The 19,573-nt window shown below is 56.4% G+C and carries 17 protein-coding genes; 8 read left to right on the forward strand and 9 right to left on the reverse strand.

Translation table 11 applies throughout. The features are described from left to right. Positions 1–121 precede the first annotated feature (121 nt). The 5 genes from dctP to IT895_RS16875 all read left to right on the forward strand — a co-directional run bounded on the left by dctP (position 122) and on the right by IT895_RS16875 (position 4,868). Positions 122–1,171 (forward strand): TRAP transporter substrate-binding protein DctP, encoded by a 1,050-nt coding sequence (dctP, locus tag IT895_RS16855; RefSeq protein ID WP_199284129.1) that lies wholly within the window; start codon positions 122–124, stop codon positions 1,169–1,171. 91 nt (positions 1,172–1,262) lie between these two features. After that, the gene (locus IT895_RS16860; RefSeq protein WP_085919700.1) at positions 1,263–1,754 is read left to right on the forward strand and encodes a TRAP transporter small permease; all 492 of its coding nucleotides are present in this window, start codon (positions 1,263–1,265) and stop codon (positions 1,752–1,754) included. Between the two features lie 56 nt (positions 1,755–1,810). Beyond that, positions 1,811–3,085: a TRAP transporter large permease gene (locus IT895_RS16865; RefSeq protein WP_085919699.1), complete on the forward strand. Its 1,275-nt coding sequence runs from the start codon at positions 1,811–1,813 to the stop codon at positions 3,083–3,085. A gap of 20 nt (positions 3,086–3,105) precedes the next feature. Continuing rightward, positions 3,106–3,867, forward strand: coding sequence for a M15 family metallopeptidase (locus IT895_RS16870; RefSeq protein ID WP_199284130.1), 762 nt, complete (start codon positions 3,106–3,108; stop codon positions 3,865–3,867). Positions 3,868–4,106: 239 nt separating this feature from the next. Continuing rightward, positions 4,107–4,868, forward strand: a complete 762-nt coding sequence (locus IT895_RS16875) for an SDR family NAD(P)-dependent oxidoreductase (RefSeq protein WP_199284131.1) — start codon at positions 4,107–4,109, stop codon at positions 4,866–4,868. Here IT895_RS16875 and IT895_RS16880 read toward each other — a convergent pair. The 3 genes from IT895_RS16880 to IT895_RS16890 all read right to left on the reverse strand — a co-directional run bounded on the left by IT895_RS16880 (position 4,865) and on the right by IT895_RS16890 (position 8,610). After that, positions 4,865–5,794: a GGDEF domain-containing protein gene (locus tag IT895_RS16880; RefSeq protein ID WP_199284132.1), complete on the reverse strand. Its 930-nt coding sequence runs from the start codon at positions 5,792–5,794 to the stop codon at positions 4,865–4,867. The genes IT895_RS16875 and IT895_RS16880 overlap by 4 nt on opposite strands. Before the next feature lie 341 nt (positions 5,795–6,135). Next, complete coding sequence (locus tag IT895_RS16885) at positions 6,136–6,321, reverse strand: hypothetical protein (protein WP_233337288.1); 186 nt, start codon at positions 6,319–6,321, stop codon at positions 6,136–6,138. Between the two features lie 153 nt (positions 6,322–6,474). After that, positions 6,475–8,610: a PhoX family protein gene (locus IT895_RS16890; protein ID WP_199284133.1), complete on the reverse strand. Its 2,136-nt coding sequence runs from the start codon at positions 8,608–8,610 to the stop codon at positions 6,475–6,477. A 196-nt stretch (positions 8,611–8,806) separates the two neighbouring features. Here IT895_RS16890 and IT895_RS16895 point away from each other — a divergent pair, with 196 nt between their 5' ends. The 3 genes from IT895_RS16895 (at position 8,807) to mgtE (ending at position 11,088) form a co-directional block, all read left to right on the forward strand. Then, the gene (locus IT895_RS16895; protein ID WP_233337289.1) at positions 8,807–9,181 is read left to right on the forward strand and encodes a YbaN family protein; all 375 of its coding nucleotides are present in this window, start codon (positions 8,807–8,809) and stop codon (positions 9,179–9,181) included. Between the two features lie 139 nt (positions 9,182–9,320). Beyond that, on the forward strand, positions 9,321–9,662 hold the full coding sequence (locus IT895_RS16900) for a DUF6482 family protein (RefSeq protein ID WP_085919695.1): 342 nt from the start codon (positions 9,321–9,323) through the stop codon (positions 9,660–9,662). A 70-nt stretch (positions 9,663–9,732) separates the two neighbouring features. After that, positions 9,733–11,088, forward strand: coding sequence for a magnesium transporter (gene mgtE, locus IT895_RS16905; RefSeq protein WP_085919694.1), 1,356 nt, complete (start codon positions 9,733–9,735; stop codon positions 11,086–11,088). Positions 11,089–11,164: 76 nt separating this feature from the next. Here the strand turns inward: mgtE and IT895_RS16910 are convergent, their stop codons facing one another. From IT895_RS16910 to IT895_RS16935, 6 genes are all read right to left on the reverse strand, one after another. Further along, positions 11,165–12,286 (reverse strand): Gfo/Idh/MocA family protein, encoded by a 1,122-nt coding sequence (locus tag IT895_RS16910; RefSeq protein ID WP_199284134.1) that lies wholly within the window; start codon positions 12,284–12,286, stop codon positions 11,165–11,167. A 75-nt stretch (positions 12,287–12,361) separates the two neighbouring features. Then, positions 12,362–13,864: a CoA-acylating methylmalonate-semialdehyde dehydrogenase gene (locus IT895_RS16915; protein ID WP_199284135.1), complete on the reverse strand. Its 1,503-nt coding sequence runs from the start codon at positions 13,862–13,864 to the stop codon at positions 12,362–12,364. A gap of 35 nt (positions 13,865–13,899) precedes the next feature. Further along, complete coding sequence (iolE, locus tag IT895_RS16920; protein WP_199284136.1) at positions 13,900–14,802, reverse strand: myo-inosose-2 dehydratase; 903 nt, start codon at positions 14,800–14,802, stop codon at positions 13,900–13,902. 32 nt (positions 14,803–14,834) lie between these two features. Then, positions 14,835–16,682: a 3D-(3,5/4)-trihydroxycyclohexane-1,2-dione acylhydrolase (decyclizing) gene (iolD, locus tag IT895_RS16925; RefSeq protein WP_199284137.1), complete on the reverse strand. Its 1,848-nt coding sequence runs from the start codon at positions 16,680–16,682 to the stop codon at positions 14,835–14,837. 1 nt (position 16,683) lies between these two features. Continuing rightward, positions 16,684–18,642, reverse strand: coding sequence for a bifunctional 5-dehydro-2-deoxygluconokinase/5-dehydro-2-deoxyphosphogluconate aldolase (locus tag IT895_RS16930; RefSeq protein WP_199284138.1), 1,959 nt, complete (start codon positions 18,640–18,642; stop codon positions 16,684–16,686). A gap of 111 nt (positions 18,643–18,753) precedes the next feature. After that, positions 18,754–19,557, reverse strand: a complete 804-nt coding sequence (locus IT895_RS16935; RefSeq protein WP_233337290.1) for a TIM barrel protein — start codon at positions 19,555–19,557, stop codon at positions 18,754–18,756. Between the last annotated feature and the right edge of the window lie 16 nt (positions 19,558–19,573).

Here is a 19,573-nt window from a genome sequence, read left to right on the forward strand (position 1 = left end):
ACACTAAGGGTCTTGCATAGTCAACGCCTCAATACATAGTCTTCTTGTAGGCAACACCTATAAATCTAATAGCGCTCACTCAGCACCCTACAGCTCACGACAATAAACCAGGAGACTGACTATGTTGACTCACCCCGTGTTGACCCAACGCTTTTCACCCAAGCATCTCATCTCGGCGTGCCTGATCGGCTCTGCCCTGATGGCTGGCAATGCCGTCGCCGAGACCACGATAAATTTGGGTTACAACGGCGCCCCCGACCCCGACAAGAATGCTGTACACGTCTTTGCCACTAACCTTAAGGAACTGGTTGAGGAAAAAACCGACAATCAGATTCAATTAGAGCTATATCCCAATAGCTCGCTGGGCGAAGAGCAGGAGCGCATGGAGCAAACCATGAGCACGCCCATGCTCAACGTGGCGTCCTTTGCGGGTGTCTCGCCCCTCGTCGATGAGATTTTCGTCAGTGCTATCCCGTTCCTGTTCGACGATTTTGCGGCAGCCCGTACCTTCTTTGATGAAGGGGAGTACTGGCAGGAAGTCAGTGAGGCGCTGAAGGAGCGCGCCGGTATCGATATGCTGGCAGTCGTTGAGGAAGGCGGCTTTTTAGCCTTTACCAATGACGAGAAGCCTATCAGTCACCCTGACGACTTCGAAGGTCTCCGTTTCCGGGCCATGGACCCAAGCCAGGTTGCCCTCTATGAGGCCTTCGGTGCCTCCGGCACGCCCATTCCCTGGACAGAAACCTACATGTCACTGCGCACCGGGGTAGCGGACGGTCAGATGAACCCGCCGATGTATATCATCCTGGGCAGCCTTTACGAAGTACAGGACTACCTGACGCTTGCCAACATCCAGTATTCGAATCAATTCCTGGTGGGCAACAGCGACATGATCGCCAGTTGGGATGACGAGCTTCGTGATGCCTTTCAGGAAGCCGTCGCCGAAGCGAACCAAAATGCCCGTGAGCACAACGAGGAGCAGGTCGACTCGCGTATCGCCTACCTGGAAGAACAAGGTATGGAAGTGATTCGCCCTTCTGAAGAGGAGCTCACCGCTTTCCGCGAAATCGGTCAGCCTGCTTATCTTGAATGGCTCGAAGAGCGTGATATCGAGCAACGCTGGATCGATATGGCACTGGAAGATGCCGGAATGAGCGACCTGCTCGACTAACGGCATCTATCATCGTGGCAACAACAGGGGCTGGTACGTTACCGGCCCTCTATTTTTTACTTCACATTTCTGAATTTAATGGAAGGCTGCCATGTTCAAAACGCTTCGGCTCCGTCTTCTCACGATCAGCCGCCCCATCACCCTGACTCTGGCAGGAGCGCTGCTATCTCTTAATGTGGCGGCCATTCTTTATGGTGTTTTCGCCCGCTATGTTGCCGGTGGTGCCCCTATCTGGACCGATGAGCTATCGCGCTTCTTGATTATCGCCACCGTGATGCTCGCGGCAGGCGCCGTCTGGTCGGAAGGCGGACATATGCGCGTCGGGCTACTGGAGAAGCTGCTGCCAGCTCCCTTCGCTCGCCTGCTCAATGTGTACCAGTGGCTACTTACCCTGTTGATTGCAGCGGGCGGCGCATGGGTTAGCTATCGCTATGCATTGTCGGTCAGCATGTTTACCACGTCCGGGCTCGGTATTAGCCGCACGGTTCCCCTTCTCTCGGTACCACTTGGCTTCCTGCTACTGGCTTGGCATGTGCTTCTCTATGGTCCGGCGCCCCTCAAGACCGTCGAGGACTCTCTATGAAAACCGCTGAGGGCTGCCCGTTGAGGACTCCCTATGAAAACCGTTGAGGACTCCCTATGACGTTGACCATGCTGGTCGTTTTCCTTGGCCACGTATTACTTGGGTTGCCACTGTTTATTGCGTTGTTGACCACCGCGTTTGTGGGTTTTTTATTCGTCGACTTCTCGATGATTCCACGCATGATGCCCCAGCAATTCTTCGGTGGTATCAATGTTTTCTCACTGATGGCCATTCCGTTATTTATCCTTGCTGGCAACCTGATGAACGTCAGTGGTTTGACCGAGCGTCTGATGGGGTTCGCCCGCCTGATAGTTGGGCACTTGCGGGGAGGTATGGGTCACGTCAACGTGGTTTCGAGCGTTTTCTTCGCGGGTGTCAACGGCTCTGCCGTGGCCGATACCTCGGCGCTTGGGTCGTTGCTGGTACCCGCCATGGAGAAAGAGGGCTACTCAAGGGCATTTGCCGCCGGGTTGACCGCGGGCAGTTCACTGATTGGCCCGATTATTCCGCCCAGTATCTTCATGATTCTTTACGCCTCACTGACGAATACGTCAGTCGGTGATCTATTTCTGGCGGGCGTCGTGCCAGGGCTGTTGCTGGGTATTGCCTTTATGGGCATGAACGCCTGGTATGCCTGGCGCCACCGATTACCCAAAAGCACTCAATTTCCCTCATTGGGTCAGCTAGGCTTGGCGTTCATCGCGGCTCTGCCTGCGCTAATTGCTCCCTTCATTATCGTTGCCGGTATCGTGCTGGGCTTTGTCACGCCCACAGAATCGGGCGCGTTGACAGCGCTGTATGTCGCCTTATGTGGCGTCGTGCTGGGAGGGTTACGGCTCAAGGAATGCTGGAAAGCCATCTTGGATACGGCGCGCCTGACCTCTGCCATCTTCCTGATCATGGCCGCCTCAGCCACGATTAGCTGGCTGCTGTCCTATGCCCAGGTGCCGGAACAGTTTGTGTCACTGCTATCACCCTATGTGGATAATAGTGTCGTTATTTTATTACTGCTCAGCGCCATCACCTTTGTCACCGGCATGTTCATGGAGGAGGTATCGGCGTTGATGCTACTGACGCCCATCTTCGCGCCGGTCGCCATGATGGCGGGTATCGACCCTATCCATCTGGGTATCATCATCACGCTGAACATCACCATTGCGCTGATTACGCCACCGCTAGGCGCATGCGTATTCGTGGCGGCGGCGGTCAGTCGTCTTGAAATTGTGTCGCTATTCAGAACCATTTGGCCCTTTGTACTGACGGCAATTGCCGTCCTTATTTTATTGATTCTCTTTCCACCGCTGACGCTGTGGCTACCTACTCAGTTTTGATAACCCGCTTGGATAAGACGATGCCTTTGAACACACTATTGAAGGCCTTGCCGCCTGTACCCAGTTACCCAGCACCGTGCTGGGAACAGCTGCGCCGCGTCCCGATTGACGATAACAGTGAACGTTTAATGCCGATGAGCCTTGCGCCCGCACCGATCAGCGTTTTTCCCGCCTATGCTCGGCTTGGCATCCCAGGCGCGGTACCGGAGTGTTTCGTTCGAGAGGGGGTTTATCGGGCACTACTCGCTGCAGCACGCAGCTTGCCCGACGGCATCGGCTTAATCGTACTGGATGGATGGCGTCCATGGCGGGTGCAGCAGTATCTGTTTGATACCCTGCACGAAGCCATCCACCACCACCAACCCGACCTCAGTGAAGCCGAGTTGCTGGAACGTACCAGGGAGTTTGTCTCGGTACCCAGCCGTGACCCGCTCGCCCCCAGCCCACACCTGACGGGCGGAGCTGTCGACGTCACGCTGTGCGATGCCGATGGCTTGCCGCTGGATATGGGCACCCTGTTTGACGAGGCATTACCGGCCTCTCATAGCGACTATTTCGAGCATCTGGAATCGCTGACCCCTCAGCAACATAAGGCGCGGGATAACCGCCGTCTGCTGTATCACATCATGAGCGAGCATGGCTTCACCAACCTGCCCAGCGAGTGGTGGCACTTCGATTATGGCGATCAATTATGGGCCTACTATGGGCAACATGATAATGCGCTTTACGGGGCTGCCGAGTTGGATACCATCGAGAACCGCTGGCGCAGACAGCTAGGGTAGCTGTCTAACCTCGCCACTAGCGACTCGTTTTTCCAAGCATCAACCCCTCATCGAGAACACATTGATATCCGCTAATAGATACCCGCCTGGCGATACGTTCCCGCTATTCTATAGCGTTTGAGATAGCATGCGCGCAGCACAGCCAATGTCACAGACGACCAAATGAACTGGCTCTAAGCGCGTCGCTTCGAGCATTATAGGATGACGTCAATTTTGATTTGATTCGAAGGAGAAGCATCATGCCAAGCGTATTGATTACCGGGGCAACCTCAGGGTTTGGTAAAGCCGCCGCACGGCGATTTGCCAAGGCAGGTTGGTCGCTGATTCTGACGGGGCGCCGTGAGGAGCGACTGGCTGAACTGGAAAGTGAACTGGCACCTCACGTCACCGTACTGACGATCCCTCTGGACGTGCGCGATAGTGACGCGGTTTCACAAGCGCTAAGCCAACTCCCCGATACGCTGCTGCCACTCACTTGCCTGATTAATAATGCCGGGTTGGCACTTGCGCCCGAACCCGCACAAAAAGTGGCGCTGGAAGACTGGCACACCATGATCGACACCAACATCACGGGACTGGTCAACGTGACGCACGCCGCCATGCCTCACCTGTTAGCTACCGGCAAGGGTGCCAGCATCCTCAACCTGGGATCGGTGGCGGGGCAGTGGCCATATCCAGGCGGACATGTCTACGGGGCCTCGAAAGCCTTTGTTCAACAGTTCAGTTACAACCTGCGCTGCGACCTGCAGGGTACCGGGGTCCGCGTGACCGATCTGGCTCCCGGCATGGCCGAAACCGAGTTCACGCTGGTTCGCACCAAAGGCAATCAGGCGGCTTCCGATGCGCTTTATAAAGGCACCACGCCCCTGCAGGCCGAAGACATTGCCGAACAGCTTTATTACCTGGCCACTCTACCGCCACACATCAATATCAATCGGCTTGAAATCATGCCGGTGCGCCAGGCATGGGCGCCGTTTGCGATTGGTCGCGATCCTGCTTAGGCAAACCTCGTCGATGTCACTAACTCGATAGGTGAGACTTGGTCACGCCCTTTCTCTTTAGCGACATAAAGGGCGTCATCCACTCGCTTCATGATACTTTTGACCGCTTCTTGAGGCTGTGCCTCAACCACACCAAAGCTGGCGGTGATGGGGCCTGATGTGGGTAAACTCGCAGTGTTAATCACGCACCGTATCTTATCGGCGAGAAGCACCGCGTGTTCCAGGGGTGTTTCGGGTGCCAGAAGCATGAACTCCTCGCCACCCCACCTTGCGCAGTAGTCTACTTGACGTAAATTGCCTTTCAGCAAATTGGCTATTTCGACCAATACCTGATCGCCTACATCGTGCCCATAGCGATCATTGATATCTTTAAAGTAATCGATATCCAGCATGATCAAAGAGAGAGGGCGTGCGTAGCGATCCTGACGGCTGAGTTCGCTTTTCAACATCGTATCGAATTGCGATCTGTTAACAAGCCCTGTCAGCATATCGGTGGTGGCAAGCCGCTTCAGTTGAGCCTCATTTTCCACCTGATCGGTCACATCACGCTGTGTAAGCACCAGCGTGATGGCATCGTGCTGATGGGCTCCCATTGCCGTGATGCGCCACTCGATGTGTCGGCACGACCCATCATGCCGGCGTGAGACCTCACGCCCACCGATACCCTCGAAGGCGTGCTCGACACTGGTGTTCAGCACATCGTGCAGTTGGGCAAGAATTTGCTGATTGGCCGCTTCTTGCTCAACCACGTTGGGGGTGGCACCCACCCACTCATCCCGGGCCCCACCCCATAAGCGCTGATAGTCGGTATTGATGTCCATGACTTGGACCCTGCGCGAGTCCCTGGTCATGTTGAAGATAGCCACCGCATGGCCAGTCGCCTCACCACCCTCTTCAGGTCCTGGTCGCGCATAGTGCTGATACATACTATTTACTCATCCTTGAGCTTGTATTGCTCAACATGCGTAGCGGCACCGACCCACGTTGAAAGGTTCACTCGGTGTGGCCTCCGTGCTATTGAAAACAGTGGAGACATTAAAATCACTTTATTTACACTGACGATATAATCATTTACCAGCTGTTAACATAACCTGAGTTATCCAGCGCCAAATACAGAGATATATTGCGCTAATTTTTGGACAGTCCTATAAAAAATTTACAAAGCACTTACTTAGCGTAGGAGAAATCGGTTAATTCTGCCTGCTGTGCGCCAGCGCATTTCTCAACGTGCCCATTAAAATAATGACCGTTTATTAACCATTCGGGCTCACCCCTCCCGAAACGCCTCGATCACCCGTTCGGCCAACACCTCGCTGGCGTCGCCACTGCCTGGGCGCTTCACCAGTGACACTTGGTAATCACCAAGTGGGGGCAACGATTCGTTGTGGAGGCGCTTGAGCGGCGGGCGGATCAAGCTTTTAGGGAAAGCCGTCACGGCTAAATCGGCCAGCATGGCGGCTTTCTGACCAGCACATAGGTCTTCAGGCGTTATAAGCTCGACAAGAGAAATATCGTGTACAGTAAACCCAGCATCAAAAAGAGCGTCGAACCTTGATAGGTTCGACGCTCTTGGTAAGACCCGCTAGCAACTTTTGAAATTTTGCTTTTAAACGCCTACCGGCCCACCATCGCGCTTTTGAATCACCACGGTTGATGCCCTAGGGCGTACCTGGCCGCTGGCGGCAACGGTGGCATCTTGGGCCAACGCGCCACCATCGGCAGGCCAGTTACCGGGATGCTGAATATTGATGAACAGCGCGGTTTTATCCGGCGTCGCAAAAATACCAGTGACTTCGCAGCCATTCGGCCCCACCGCAAAGCGCTTGAGCTGTTGCTGGTTGCTGTTGTTGATCACCGGTCCGGTACCCTGAATATCATCCAGCCCATTGGGAACCACGGCAAGCAACTGATCGTTGGTGTACTCGGTTACCCCCTCATAACCGTTATCAGTCTGAATCCAAAGAATGCCCTGCCCGTCGTCGCGCTCGTCGAACCAGAGCCCATCGGGACTGGCGAACTGGTTCATTTCGGTCAAGCCCGAATGGTTATCTGTATCGTCAGCGGCGGCGCCAAATACAAACACTTCCCAGGTAAAAGCGTTGGGCAAGCGGCTTTCGCGCCAGCGAATAATATGCCCCGCTTCGTTATTGGCACGTGGATTGGCCGCGTTAGTGGGTGCCAGGTCATAACCAACGCCTACCTGTTCCAAGCGCTCACCGCTGTTGGTATAGGTTGGCTGTGTATCTTCAGCGATGCGCTGTGAGTTATTGGTCAGGGTGAGATACACCTCGCCCGAGGCGGGATCAACAGACGCCCACTCAGGGCGATCCATTGGCGTGGCGCCCAATAAATCCGCTGCATCGCAGGTATTGATGATGATACCTGCCGCATCGTCGCCGGCTAGACCAAGCGCCGCTGCCAGCGTTCGGCCGTCCTGTGTTTGCGCATCAGGTGTCAGCGGCAGCCACTCACCACTGCCGTCGGCGTGAAAGCGGGCCACGTAGAGAGTGCCGTTATCCAAATATTTATGACCGATGGCGAGGCGGTCATACGCTTCGCCGGGGCGATTGGCATCGGCGGGATCCCAGGCGGCATCGGAGACGTACTTGTATACGTACTCGTTACGGGCATCATGGCCGGAGTAATAGACCACTGGCTGACCGGCTTCCAGCTTGCCCAACCAGCACCCTTCATGGCGGAAACGCCCAAGTGCCGTGCGCTTGATCGCGAGGGCATCGCTGTAGGGGTCGACTTCCACCTGATAACCGAACGTGCGTGCTTCATTGCGGTAATCATCTTCAGCATTTTCGCCGCGCGGCGTAATATCGAATCGAGCGAACTCGTCGTCCTGCTCAGAGACATCACCTGCTGAGGTATCCCAGCCATAGCGGCTTTTATCGGTGGGAATACCAATCCGCGCATCGTCCTGGAAGCGCTCGCCGCGGTTCACAAAGATATCGGGCCAGTTCTCTTCGCAGGCAATATAGGTGCCCCAGGGCGTTACCCCGTTACCGCAGTTATTGTTCGTGCCGCGTGTTTGCATGCCTGTCGGTGAGAACTGCGTCTTGACATAGTCACTGCCCGCCACTGGCCCAGCCAGGTCCATCACCGTTGCGCTCGTCAAACGGCGGTTATAGCGCGACCCCGGCACATGCGCCCAGTGGCCGTTGGCGTCTTTTTCAATCTCAACCATGGTGACGCCATGAGCATTGATTTCAGTGCGCGACTCATCCGCAGGCCGCTGCCCCTCATCCGCATTGGTGGGTCCGCCTTGAGGCGCCCATAGCGCTGCCTGGTCGATATATTCGTTGTTGAGTGCCAGCACAAAACGACGCGAAGCATTGTTGGCATCCAGGGCAAAACCGGCCATACCATCGTGATGCATTCCCACACTAGAGGCTTGGCGCTCGGCAGTCATCGGCTGGTCGGGCTGCCAGCTGTCGCCAGCACTTAACGGCGTCCCCCAGGGCACTAAGACTTGGGCCACGTAACCTTCCGGCACCACCACGGCATCGGTCAGCGACCCATGAACCGCCTCAAATGCCAGCGTCAGGGGCTTTTTTTGCGCGCCGTTTGAGGCAAGCGCTTGAGCAGTACCGCCAAAGCTAAGCATCGAGGCAGCCGCCATGCTCAAACCACCGCGCATTACATCGCGACGGGATACGTGGCGTGCCAATACTTCGGCAAAAGGTTGGTTGCCACTGTGGTTAAACAGACGATGATCTTCGATCTCTTTACTCATTCTGGTCTCCCCCCCTGATCGTTTTTAAACCAACGATTGAACGTTAGGAGACACTAGAGAAGCTGAATGACAAGACGATGACGGCGTGGCTGCATTTATATGAAAGTTGCTGGAGTGGCAAAGCAGTGACATAAGTCCATACTTATTTAACAATCAGCACGATGACTTTATTGAAGCGTGCCTACCGGGAGCAAGAATGAGATTGATCCGCCTCATGTGGATCGTGCTGGCAGGGTTGAGTTTTAGTATCGGTGTCCTCGGCATTTTTCTGCCCCTGCTGCCTACCACCGTCTTTATGCTAATGGCGGTTTACTGCGCCTCCAAAGGCTCACCGCGCTTTGAGGCCTGGATCCGCTCTCGCCACTATGTCGGACCGCTGCTGGTAACCTGGGAGCAGGAGCGGGCCATCTCAAGGCGGGGTAAATTGGCGGCCGTTAGCACGATCGCGTTGAGCGCGCTGATTACCGGCTGGTCACTCGGCCCCGGTTGGAGTCGCTGGGGGGTAATAGCGCTACTGGCGCTGATTGCCCTTTGGCTGGCTACCCGACCAGAGCCTTCTTCCTCACCTTAAAACCGCCTAAATTACCACCTTATGGGTCGACACCACCTGGCGCAGCCCCATGAACGAGCGGATCTGGCGGTTACTGCTGTACAAATAAAGTACAGTCTTTAGTCTTGGCATATCGGATATTCACACATGAGGATACGCCATGCCTTCTACCCTTCCCGCTCACGTCACCCTTGAAGACCTTGCGCAATGGCCTACACCGCTGCCCGATGTAGAAGTTCACGGACTTGATATGGGCTGGTATATCGTTCGCTTGCATCGGGACAACACTGTCAGTTTGCTCACCGATGAGAATGGCGAAACGCAACGTTTTACCGGCACGCAATGGATTGGCCGTGCCTTGGCGCCGCTGGGTTTCACCCACGGCACGCTGACCTGGGCCGACGCCGCCGATGAAATGATCGGCACCGATGTACCCCCTGTGTCTGCTCAGCAGCGCATGGCCCATGGTGTTCGCGTAGCTTTTAACCAGACCTGTCTATAAAATTGATAGAGCGCCATCAAGAGCTTTCAAGTAGCTGTGTTGACGATCAATTTGCCTAAGGATGGACGCTATGCGCGATGATGAAAAATATACCAATACCGAAGAGCAGTTGCTTTATCTTCAAAAAAGCCTGGATGAAGAAGATAGCACCGCTCTGGAAGCGCTATTTGCCGAGCTGGACATCCTGGCCATTGCGCGCACCCTTGAATCTTTTCCCGCTAAAACCCGCGATCGGCTTTGGGAGTACATCCCTGGCGAACTCATCGGCGAGGTATTGGCAGAAGTCGATGAAGACATCCGTGCTGACTATATCGAAGATTTATCGGCAAGCGATGTTGAGCAGATCGTCAAGGGCCTGGATGCCCAGGAAGTGGCTGAAGTACTGGACGTTGCTGACGAAGCCATCAAGACCAGCGTTTATGCCAGCCTGGACCAGGAAATTCGCGCCCAGGTCGAAAACCTGCATGCCTATGAAGATGATGTGGTGGGGCGATACATGGACCCCGAGACGGTCAATGTAAAGCAGGGTGTCTCGTTAGAAGCCGTGCAACGCTATATACGCATCCACCAGCTGCTCGACGATGAATCCCAGCAGATCATGATCACGGATAAAGATAAGCGATTGCTCGGCACACTGACGCTGATTGATTTGATCAAACAACCACAAAGTGCCGTGGTTGATGATTATATGGATGATTTTTTTACCCTGAATGATCAAATGAAAGTCAGTGATGCAGCGGCGTTATTGCGCTCCAAAGAGCTGCCCTTTGTGCCCGTGTGCGATAGCGATGGATTGCTGGTTGGGCAGTTGAACTCCGCCGATGTATTAGAAATCACCCAAGATGACGCTGATATGACCCTGAAGCACATGTCAGGCGTCAGTGACGAAGAAGAAGTATTCACCCCCATCATGCGCAGTGCTAAAAGCCGCGGCATTTGGCTGGGTATTAACCTGTTGACCGCTTTTTTAGCCGCTTTTGTGATCGGTCAGTTCGAAGCAGTGCTCGATCAAATCGTGGCATTAGCCATCCTGATGCCTGTCGTTGCCAGCATGGGCGGCATTGCCGGTAGCCAAACCCTGACGGTCGTGATCCGCGGCCTCGCGTTGGGCCAACTTGCCGGTAACAACAAACAGTGGCTGTATAACAAGGAACTCTGGGTAGGCATGAGCAACGGTCTGGTGTGGGCCCTCGTCGTCGGGTTCATTTCCTATCTGTGGTTCAGTGACTTACTGATCACGCTGGTCATCACCCTGGCCATTTTTATCAACATGAGCCTCGCCAACTTGTCAGGCGTGCTGATTCCGCTAGTGTTGAAAAGGCTGCAGATTGATCCAGCGCTGTCCGGCGCAGTCATTTTAACCACCGTCACCGATGTGGTTGGCTTTCTATCCTTTCTGGGGCTGGCGACGCTGATTATTCTGTGACGCCCTTCTTCAAGGCAGGCGCCGGGGCCTTCTAAAAGCATCCCCAGCGCTTGGTTTACTTGGTGTCTTAGAACGGCTATAACCTCACCCACCGCCCTATCTGATCTGACCTTTCGATGGCATCGATCAGTCGATTGACCCGGGCCGCTTCGCGAAAATCAGGATAGAGAGGGCGGTGGTTGATGATGCCTTCGACAAGATCCCTAACCTCGATAATTTTCTGATCGTTATAGCCCAAGCCATGGCCTGGGGCAGGGCTAAATGAAGCATAATCAGGGTGCTCAGGGCCAGCGAACAAGGTGGTAAAGCCACGTCTCCCTGGGGCATCGCCGTGGCGGTAAAGCTGCAGTTCGCTCATGCGTTCCTGGTCAAACACGATAGCGCCTTTTGTGCCAGTAAGGGTGTAGGCCAGCCCCATTTTGCGCCCAGCGGCTACCCGAGAAGTTTCAATATTACCCATTAACCCCTGGTCAAAGCTCAGCATGGCCTGAGCCTGGTCGTCGTTTTCCACTGCCGCCATGCCGCTGCCGTCGACCTTGGGCCGCGATGCGATAACAATCTGTAGCTGACCGCATACCTCTGTAATACGCTGCCCGGTCAAGAACTCGGCCATATTGAGAATATGCGACCCTACATCGCCTAACGCACCGGCACCCGCTGTTGCCCGCTGTGTATGCCAATCGTGGGGCTTTTGCGGGTCGAGCAGGTAATCCTCGTTGTGCCGTCCACGAAAGTGAATCAACTCACCAATCTCACCGCTAGCGACAATTTGTCGGGCCAACTGGGTGGCTGAATTGCGAATATAGTTAAAGCCTACCAGGGTTTTAACACCCGCCTTTTCAGCCGCAACGACCATCTCGTCGGCGTCTGCCGTGCTCAGCGCCAGCGGTTTTTCGGCGTAAACATGCTTGCCCGCGGCAATGGCGGCCAGGGCCATCTCTTTATGCAGAAAGTTGGGTGCGCAGATATCCACCACGTCCACGTCACTGTCTGCCACCAGGGCACACCAATCATCGGTGGCGCGGGTAAAGCCCCAGGCACGCGCCCGGCTCTCCGCGGTGGCAAGGTTAACGTCCGCCAGCAGTTCGCAAACGGGCTTGGCGGGCAGATCAAAAACGCTGGACGCTGAATTAAAGGCGACGGCGTGGGCTTTACCCATAAAACCGGTGCCGATCAGGCCAATCTTGAGGGTTTTCATTGTGATTATCCCTGTTTTAAAACAATAACGCCGGGCTGGGCCCGGCGTTGAATAGTGTCGTGCCCAGTAGACTGTTTACATGGTCGGCATGGTGAAGTGGTTGGTCTCTTCACGAATGCCGCTGGGCCAGCGTTGGGTGATAGTTTTCATGCGTGTGTAGAAACGCACACCGTCTGGGCCATGCATATGCAGCGGGCCAAACAGCGAACGCTTCCACCCGCCGAAGCTGTGGAACGCCATGGGCACCGGGATCGGCACATTAACGCCCACCATGCCGACCTGGATCTGCTCGCAGTACTGACGCGCCGCATCGCCATCCCGGGTAAAGATCGCCGTACCGTTGCCGTACTCGTGAGCATTGACCATGCTGACGGCTTCGTCGAAGCTTTCCACTCGAGCAATCGCCAGCACTGGGCCGAAGATTTCTTCAGAGTGAATGCGCATGTCTGGCGTCACATGATCAAATAGTGTTCCACCCATAAAATAGCCATCGCCCGCCCCCTCTATCGTTGTCTGGCGACCATCCACCACTAGCTCGGCGCCTTCATCCACGCCGGTTTGAATGTAGCCCGCCACTTTGTCGCGATGTTCGCGGGTGATGAGCGGGCCCATATCGTTATCCGGGCCATCGACCAGACCAGGCCCAACCGTCAATTTCTCCAGTTCAGCTACCAGCTTTTCGCGCAGGCGTTTGGCGGTTTCTTCACCCACGGGCACCGCGACGGAAATTGCCATGCAGCGCTCGCCCGCCGAGCCATAGGCGGCGCCCATCAGCGCCCCCACGGCTTGGTCAATATCCGCATCGGGCATGATCACCATATGGTTTTTGGCCCCGCCGAGAGCCTGGACGCGCTTACCATGGGCGGAGGCAGTGGCGTAGATGTACTCGGCGATCGGCGTGGAGCCGACAAAGCTTACCGCCTGGACTCGCTCATCGGTGAGCAGTACATCCACGGCTTCTTTATCGCCGTTGACGACGTTGAAGACGCCATCTGGCAGACCCGCCTCTTTAAGCAGTTCAGCCAGGCGCAACGGCGTGGAGGGATCTTTTTCCGAAGGCTTCATTACAAAGGTGTTGCCACAGGCCAGGGCGATGGGAAACATCCACATGGGCACCATGGCAGGGAAGTTGAACGGCGAGATACCCGCACAGACGCCCAGCGGTTGCATCATCGAGTAGCTATCCACCCCGCTACCCACGTTCATGGAGTGCTCGCCCTTCTGCAGGTGGGGAATGCCGCAGGCAAATTCGACCACTTCCAGGCCGCGGGTGACTTCGCCTTTAGCGTCAGAAAACACCTTGCCGTGTTCGCTGGATATCAGCCGCGCCAGCTCATCGGTGTGCTCCTCGACCAGTGCTTTGAACTTGAACAGAATACGCGCGCGTTTCAGCGGCGAGGTTTTTGACCAGCTGACAAAGGCCTCATCGGCGATGCGTACTGCGTCACGGGCGTCGTCGGCACTGGCAAGCGCCACCTGGGCGCTCTGTTCACCGGTGGCCGGGTTGTAAACAGGCGAAGTGCGCTGGCTCTGACCAGCAGAGAACTGACCATTGAGATAGTGGGATAGCGTCTTCATACAAGCTCCTGATTTAAAGGCATCTCTGGCGCTGTTTAGCTGGCAATGTTAAAACCCGCCTGCTCGGCAAGTTGGCAAAGGTTACGGTAGCCCAGACGGGCATAAGTCAGCGGGTGGGCGACTTCGGGGTCTTGTTCGGCTTCAACCACTAACCAGCCTTGATAACCCTGCTCACACAGGTGAGTTAAGGCGGGAAGAAACTCCACATCGCCATCCCCGGGCACAGTAAACAGGCCGTCCAGCACGCCGTTTAAAAAGCTTTTGTCGCGGTTGCGCACGTCGTCCAGCACCGGGAAGCGCAAGTCTTTGCAGTGCACATGGTGGATACGCTGGCTGTAGCGTTTGGCGATGGCGAGCGGGTCACCGCCAGCGCCGCGCAGATGACCAAAATCAAGCAGCAGACCAACGCCTTCACCGGTGTTGTCCATTAAGCGCTCAACGTCGGCTTGGCTCTCGATCACCGTGCCCAAGTGGTGGTGGTACACCAGTTGAATGCCCTGTGATTTCAGATAGTCGCCGACCACATCCAGGCCATGCTGCAGGCGCTGCCACTCTTCATCAGAAAGATGCGGACGCTGGGAGAGTGGGCGTTGCTGATCGCCGTGTACACAGTGGGTAACTTCGCACAACACCATGACCTTGGCGCCACACTGCTTGAGCAGGTTCATGTGATCCTGCACAGCCTCAATCTCTTCTTCTGGGCTACGCTCAAGCAGGCGTGCGGAGTACCAGCCTGAAATCAGCGCCAGATCATGAGCGCCCAGCGCCTGGCTCAAGGCGGCAGGCGTGCGGGGGAATTTGTTGCCCAGCTCAAAGCCGCTAAACCCCGCTTCGCGCCCTTCTTGCAGGCAGGTTTCCAGTGGCGTATCGCCACCCAGGCTGGGCAAGTCGTCGTTCGTCCAGGTGAGCGGATTAATACCTAATGTGACCGATGGCATAGCGTGGCTCCTCAATATTTTGTTTATTAGTCCTAATGGTGTTGGCGCTGTTTGGCCTCGCGATAGCTTTGATAGGCAGTATTAACCTGCTCACGCTCGGAGACCTCGGGCACGGCCACGTCCCACCAGGCGCCGCCTTCCTCGGTGCTGGGTAACGGGTCGGTATCCAGGGCAATCACATAAGTCGAGGTGGCGCTACGAGCTCGCACCAGCGCTTGTTCCAGTTCGGCAATGCCACTCACCGATTCGGACTCACAGCCCAGGGCTTTGGCATGGGCGGCAAAATCGGTTTTCGGAGCGCCCGCCTCCACAGTGCGGCAATCTTGCAGCAGGTTGTTGAATCCGGCGCCGCCGGTGGCATGTTGCAAGCGGTTGATACAGCCATAGCCGCGGTTATCCAACACCACGACGATCAGCTTGTGGCCCAGCATCACCGAGGTCGCCAGCTCCGAGTTGTGCATCAGGTAGCTACCATCGCCCACCATCACCACCACTTCTCGCTCGGGCTTGGCCATCTTGACGCCCATACCACCGGCAATTTCATAGCCCATGCAGGAGAAACCGTACTCTACGTGGTAGCTGCCAGGGCCTGAGCACTGCCAGAGCTTATGCAGCTCGCCGGGCAAACCACCCGCCGCGCATACCACAGTGGTATCGCTCCCGGCCTGGCGGTTGACTGCGCCGATCACCTGGGCATCGGTGGGCAACGCGGCCCCTTGGTCAGCCGTCACTTGGTGTACTGTCTTCGCCCATTCACGCTTGAGCGTATCGGTCTGCTCGCGCCATTCATTGCTGCCGCACCCATCGCCAAATGCGTCATCAAGTTGCTCAAGTCCTGCCAACGCATCACAGGTCAACGGCAGTGCCAGATGCTTAACGCTATCGAAACGCCCAACATTAAGGGCGATGAGCGTTTTATGATTGTTTTCAAATAGCGCTCGGGAGCCCGTGGTAAAGTCCTGGAGCCGAGTGCCTACGGCGAGGATGACATCCGCCTGCTCCGCCAACTGATTGGCGGCTGCGCTGCCGGTGACGCCAATAGCCCCCACCGCACAGGGGTGGCTATCCGCCAGCGCGCCTTTACCCGCCTGGGTTTCGGCTACCGGAATGCCTCTTGCCTTGGCAAAATCGGCCAAGGCGTCGCAAGCAGTGGCGTAATGCACGCCGCCGCCAGCAATGATCAGCGGGCGCTTGGCCCGTTGTAGCGCGCCGATTGCTTGGCGTAGCTCATAAGCCTCTGGTGGCGAGCGCCGAATGCGATGCACCCTGGGGGCAAAAAAGGCTTGTGGGTAGTCGTAAGCAAAGGTTTGTACATCCTGAGGCATCGCCAGGGTCGCGGGGCCGCAGTGTTCCGGGTCAAGCAGGGTGGCAATCGCCTGGGGCAAGCTGGTGAGTAGCTGTTCCGGGCGGCTGATACGGTCAAAGTAGCGCGACACGGGACGAAAACAGTCGTTGACGCTAATGGTAGGATCACCGAAATGCTCCACCTGCTGGAGAACCGGGTCAGGCTCGCGGGTGGCAAAAGTGTCTCCCGGCAACAACAAAATGGGCAGTCGGTTGGCATGGGCCAGCGCCGCCGCAGTGACCATATTGGTCGCCCCTGGACCAATCGAGCTGGTGGCGGCCATTAACCGCTTACGGCCATTGGCTTTAGCAAAGGCAATCGCCGCGTGTGCCATGGCTTGCTCATTATGAGCGCGAAAGGTGGGCAGCGTGTCCTGCACGTGGTAAAGCGCTTCACCTAACCCCGCCACATTGCCATGACCAAAAATCGCAAACACGCCTTCGAACAACGCCACTTCTTGGCCATCTATTTCGATACGCTGGGCAGCGAGGTACTTGACCAGCGCTTGGGCCATGGTGAGTCGAATGGTGCTCATCTTACGCCTCCTCCGTGTGAGCCAGGGTTTGCGGCAGCGACTGCCTTAATTGCCGCCACGCCTTTATAAGCTCGGCATAGTTCTGGGCGACCCGCTCTACCAAGCTGGCGTCGTCGATACGCCCGGCAAGCCAATCACGGCTCGCACTGGCAAACAGCGTGCGCCCGACGGTAAAACCTTTACAGCAGGCATGATTGGCTGCGGCTTCGAAGCCGCGCTTCATATCGTCCATGGGGGCGTCTAGCCCAAGCAGTACGACCCCACGACAGTAGGCATCCTCCCGTTCGATCGTCTCGCCCACCGCCTTCCAGGCTGCATCTGACATGGCAGGTAGTTTCCACCAGTCAGGGCGGATACCCAGGTTGTAGAGGCGCTGAAGACTGCGCGGCAAGGTGGTGTCGTCATTGAGCATGTTCACAGGGGGAATGACTTCAACCAACAACTCCAACCCATAAGCACAGGCCGCCTGATAGAGCTGGCGCAGCCGCTCTTCCTGCTCCAGGCGCAACGCAATCTCGTCGTCGGGGTGGTAAAACACCAGGCATTTGATGATTTGCTCCCGCGGCCATTGGCGCAGGCAGGCACCTAAATCATCGCCATGCTGGAAGCGCAGCGGACGTGAGCCCGGCAGTTCCACCGGGCGGCCAATCCACCAGCCTTTGCCGCTGGCTTGGTTGAGCGCTTCCTGACCCAGCACGTCGTCTACCAGAATCGCGGGCGTGGTAATACCACCCAGCTTTGCGCCCTCCTCGGCAGCCGACACCAACAGCTTCTTAAGCTTAGGCAGCCGCTCGCTGTCGGCATGCGCTTCGCGGGCCATATCGGTGAGCTGGCGACGGTGGTCAAAAGCCAGACCTAGCACTTCGGGCCATTGGGCTGGCACTCGGGTGGTGACCCGGTGTAAATGGTTTAGGCGCTGATCGATATCCGGACGGGGTACCTCATCGCGGCGTTGCAGGTAATCGAATAACTCATCCTCGGTGGGCATGGCCGGGGCACAGCCGTGGCGGGAGACCACCAACGCGCCACAGGCGTTGGCATAACCGGCACTGGTCTGCCAGGGTTCACCGCGTAACCAGCCACGCAGTAGCCCACTCATAAAGGCATCACCGGCTCCCAGCACGTTGAGCACCTCAACCTGTACGCCCTTGACCAAAATACCGCCTTCGATGCGGTCAGGAATAGCGCCTTCAAACACCACGCAACCCATGGGCCCCAGCTTGCATACCAGGGTGGCTTCGCTAACTTCGCGCACCGCACGCAGGGCCGCTAAGGTGTCCGTACTGCCACCGGCAATGTGAAACTCCTCTTCGGTGCCCACAATCAGGTCGAAATCAGGTAGCCAGCGCTGCAGATCGGTGGTGACGGTTTCGTCGGCGATAAAGCGGGTTTCGCCATCACCCGGATTGGTCAGCCCCCACAGTACGGGACGGTAGTCGATGTCCAGCACCCGCTTCACGCCATAATGAGCAGCGGCGTCCAGCGCTTTGCGACATGCTCGCCGAGTGGTATCCGTTGAAAGGTGGGTGCCGGTAATCGCCAATGCCTTTGAGCGGGCAATAAACTCAGGGTCGATGGTGTCAGCGTCGATGGCCATATCGGCGCAGTCGCGACGGTAAAACAGCAGCGGAAAGCTTTCGCGGTCTTTCAGTGCCAGCAGCACCAAGCCGGTGTGGCGTTCAGGATCGGTTTGCAGTGCCGTGGTATCCACGCCTACCCGCTCAAGTTCCTCGCGTACAAAGTTGCCCATCTGCTCATCGCCGACTCGCGAGAGCATGGCTGACTTCAACCCTAGTCGCGCGGTACCGTAGGCCATATTGCCGGAGCTACCGCCCAGGTATTTGGCGAAGCTGGCAACATCTTCCAGGCGGCTACCGATTTGCTCAGCGTAAAGGTCAACCGCTACACGCCCCAAGCAAATCAGGTCAAGCGGTCGGTGTTGCATATTGTTGTTTAGCATAAAGTTCTCCCCACGTAACAGGTTCGTGGTACTGGGCAATAAGGTAGCTCGAACATATGGGCTTCTTGGGTGGCCAGCGGCAGGCGCTCATCAATAAGAAGCCAACAGCGCTTAAAGTGAAAAGGCCGCACGGAATCGGTCGAGCGCAAGCTCATCATCACCTGAGGCCCAACCTTCCAGACCCACTGTGCCGCGATAACCTATGTCGCTCAGCACTTTGGCAATGGCCGAGTAATTAATCTCGCCTGTTCCCGGCTCACAGCGCCCGGGGACATCAGCCACCTGCACTTCGCCAATGTAGGGCGCACAGCGATGAATCAGCTCTATCAGATTACCTTCGCCAATCTGGGCGTGATAAACGTCCAGCATTATGCGCAAGCCAGGGCGATCAACACTTTCTACAAGCGCCAATACATCTGCCAATCGGGCAAACGGCACGCCGGGGTGGTCAACGTCAGTATTGAGGTTTTCAAGCACGAAAGTGACATCGTTAAGCTCGCCTAAGTCCGCAAGCCTATTAAGTGTGTCGCGGGCTTTGAGCCACATAGAGCCGGTCAATTGCTGGCAAGGTTTCACAGGAAGGCCTTGTCTATCCAGCCCCGTTCCGTGCAGGTTAAGGCGTGGAATGCCCAAGCGCTTGGCGACGTCAACCGACTCTGAGGCGGTGTGCAATAACTCATCGGCCCCAGCGGCATCCGCCAGGGTACCGGTGACATAGCCGGTCATGGATGAAAACGTCGCGCCGCTATTGGCCAGGGATTCAATGTCGTGCCGGGTCCAGTCCCAGATTTCCACTTGAAAACCCAACGCATCAATACGCTTAACGCGTTCATTCATCGGTAGGTCGCGAAAAACCATTTCTGCACAAACGGCCAACGTAAACGGCGATGAGAAAGTAGATGCTGACATAGTCATATTGGCTCTTTGGTAG

The organism is Halomonas sp. A40-4 (assembly GCF_015767635.1).
Lineage (GTDB): Bacteria > Pseudomonadota > Gammaproteobacteria > Pseudomonadales > Halomonadaceae > Vreelandella > Vreelandella janggokensis.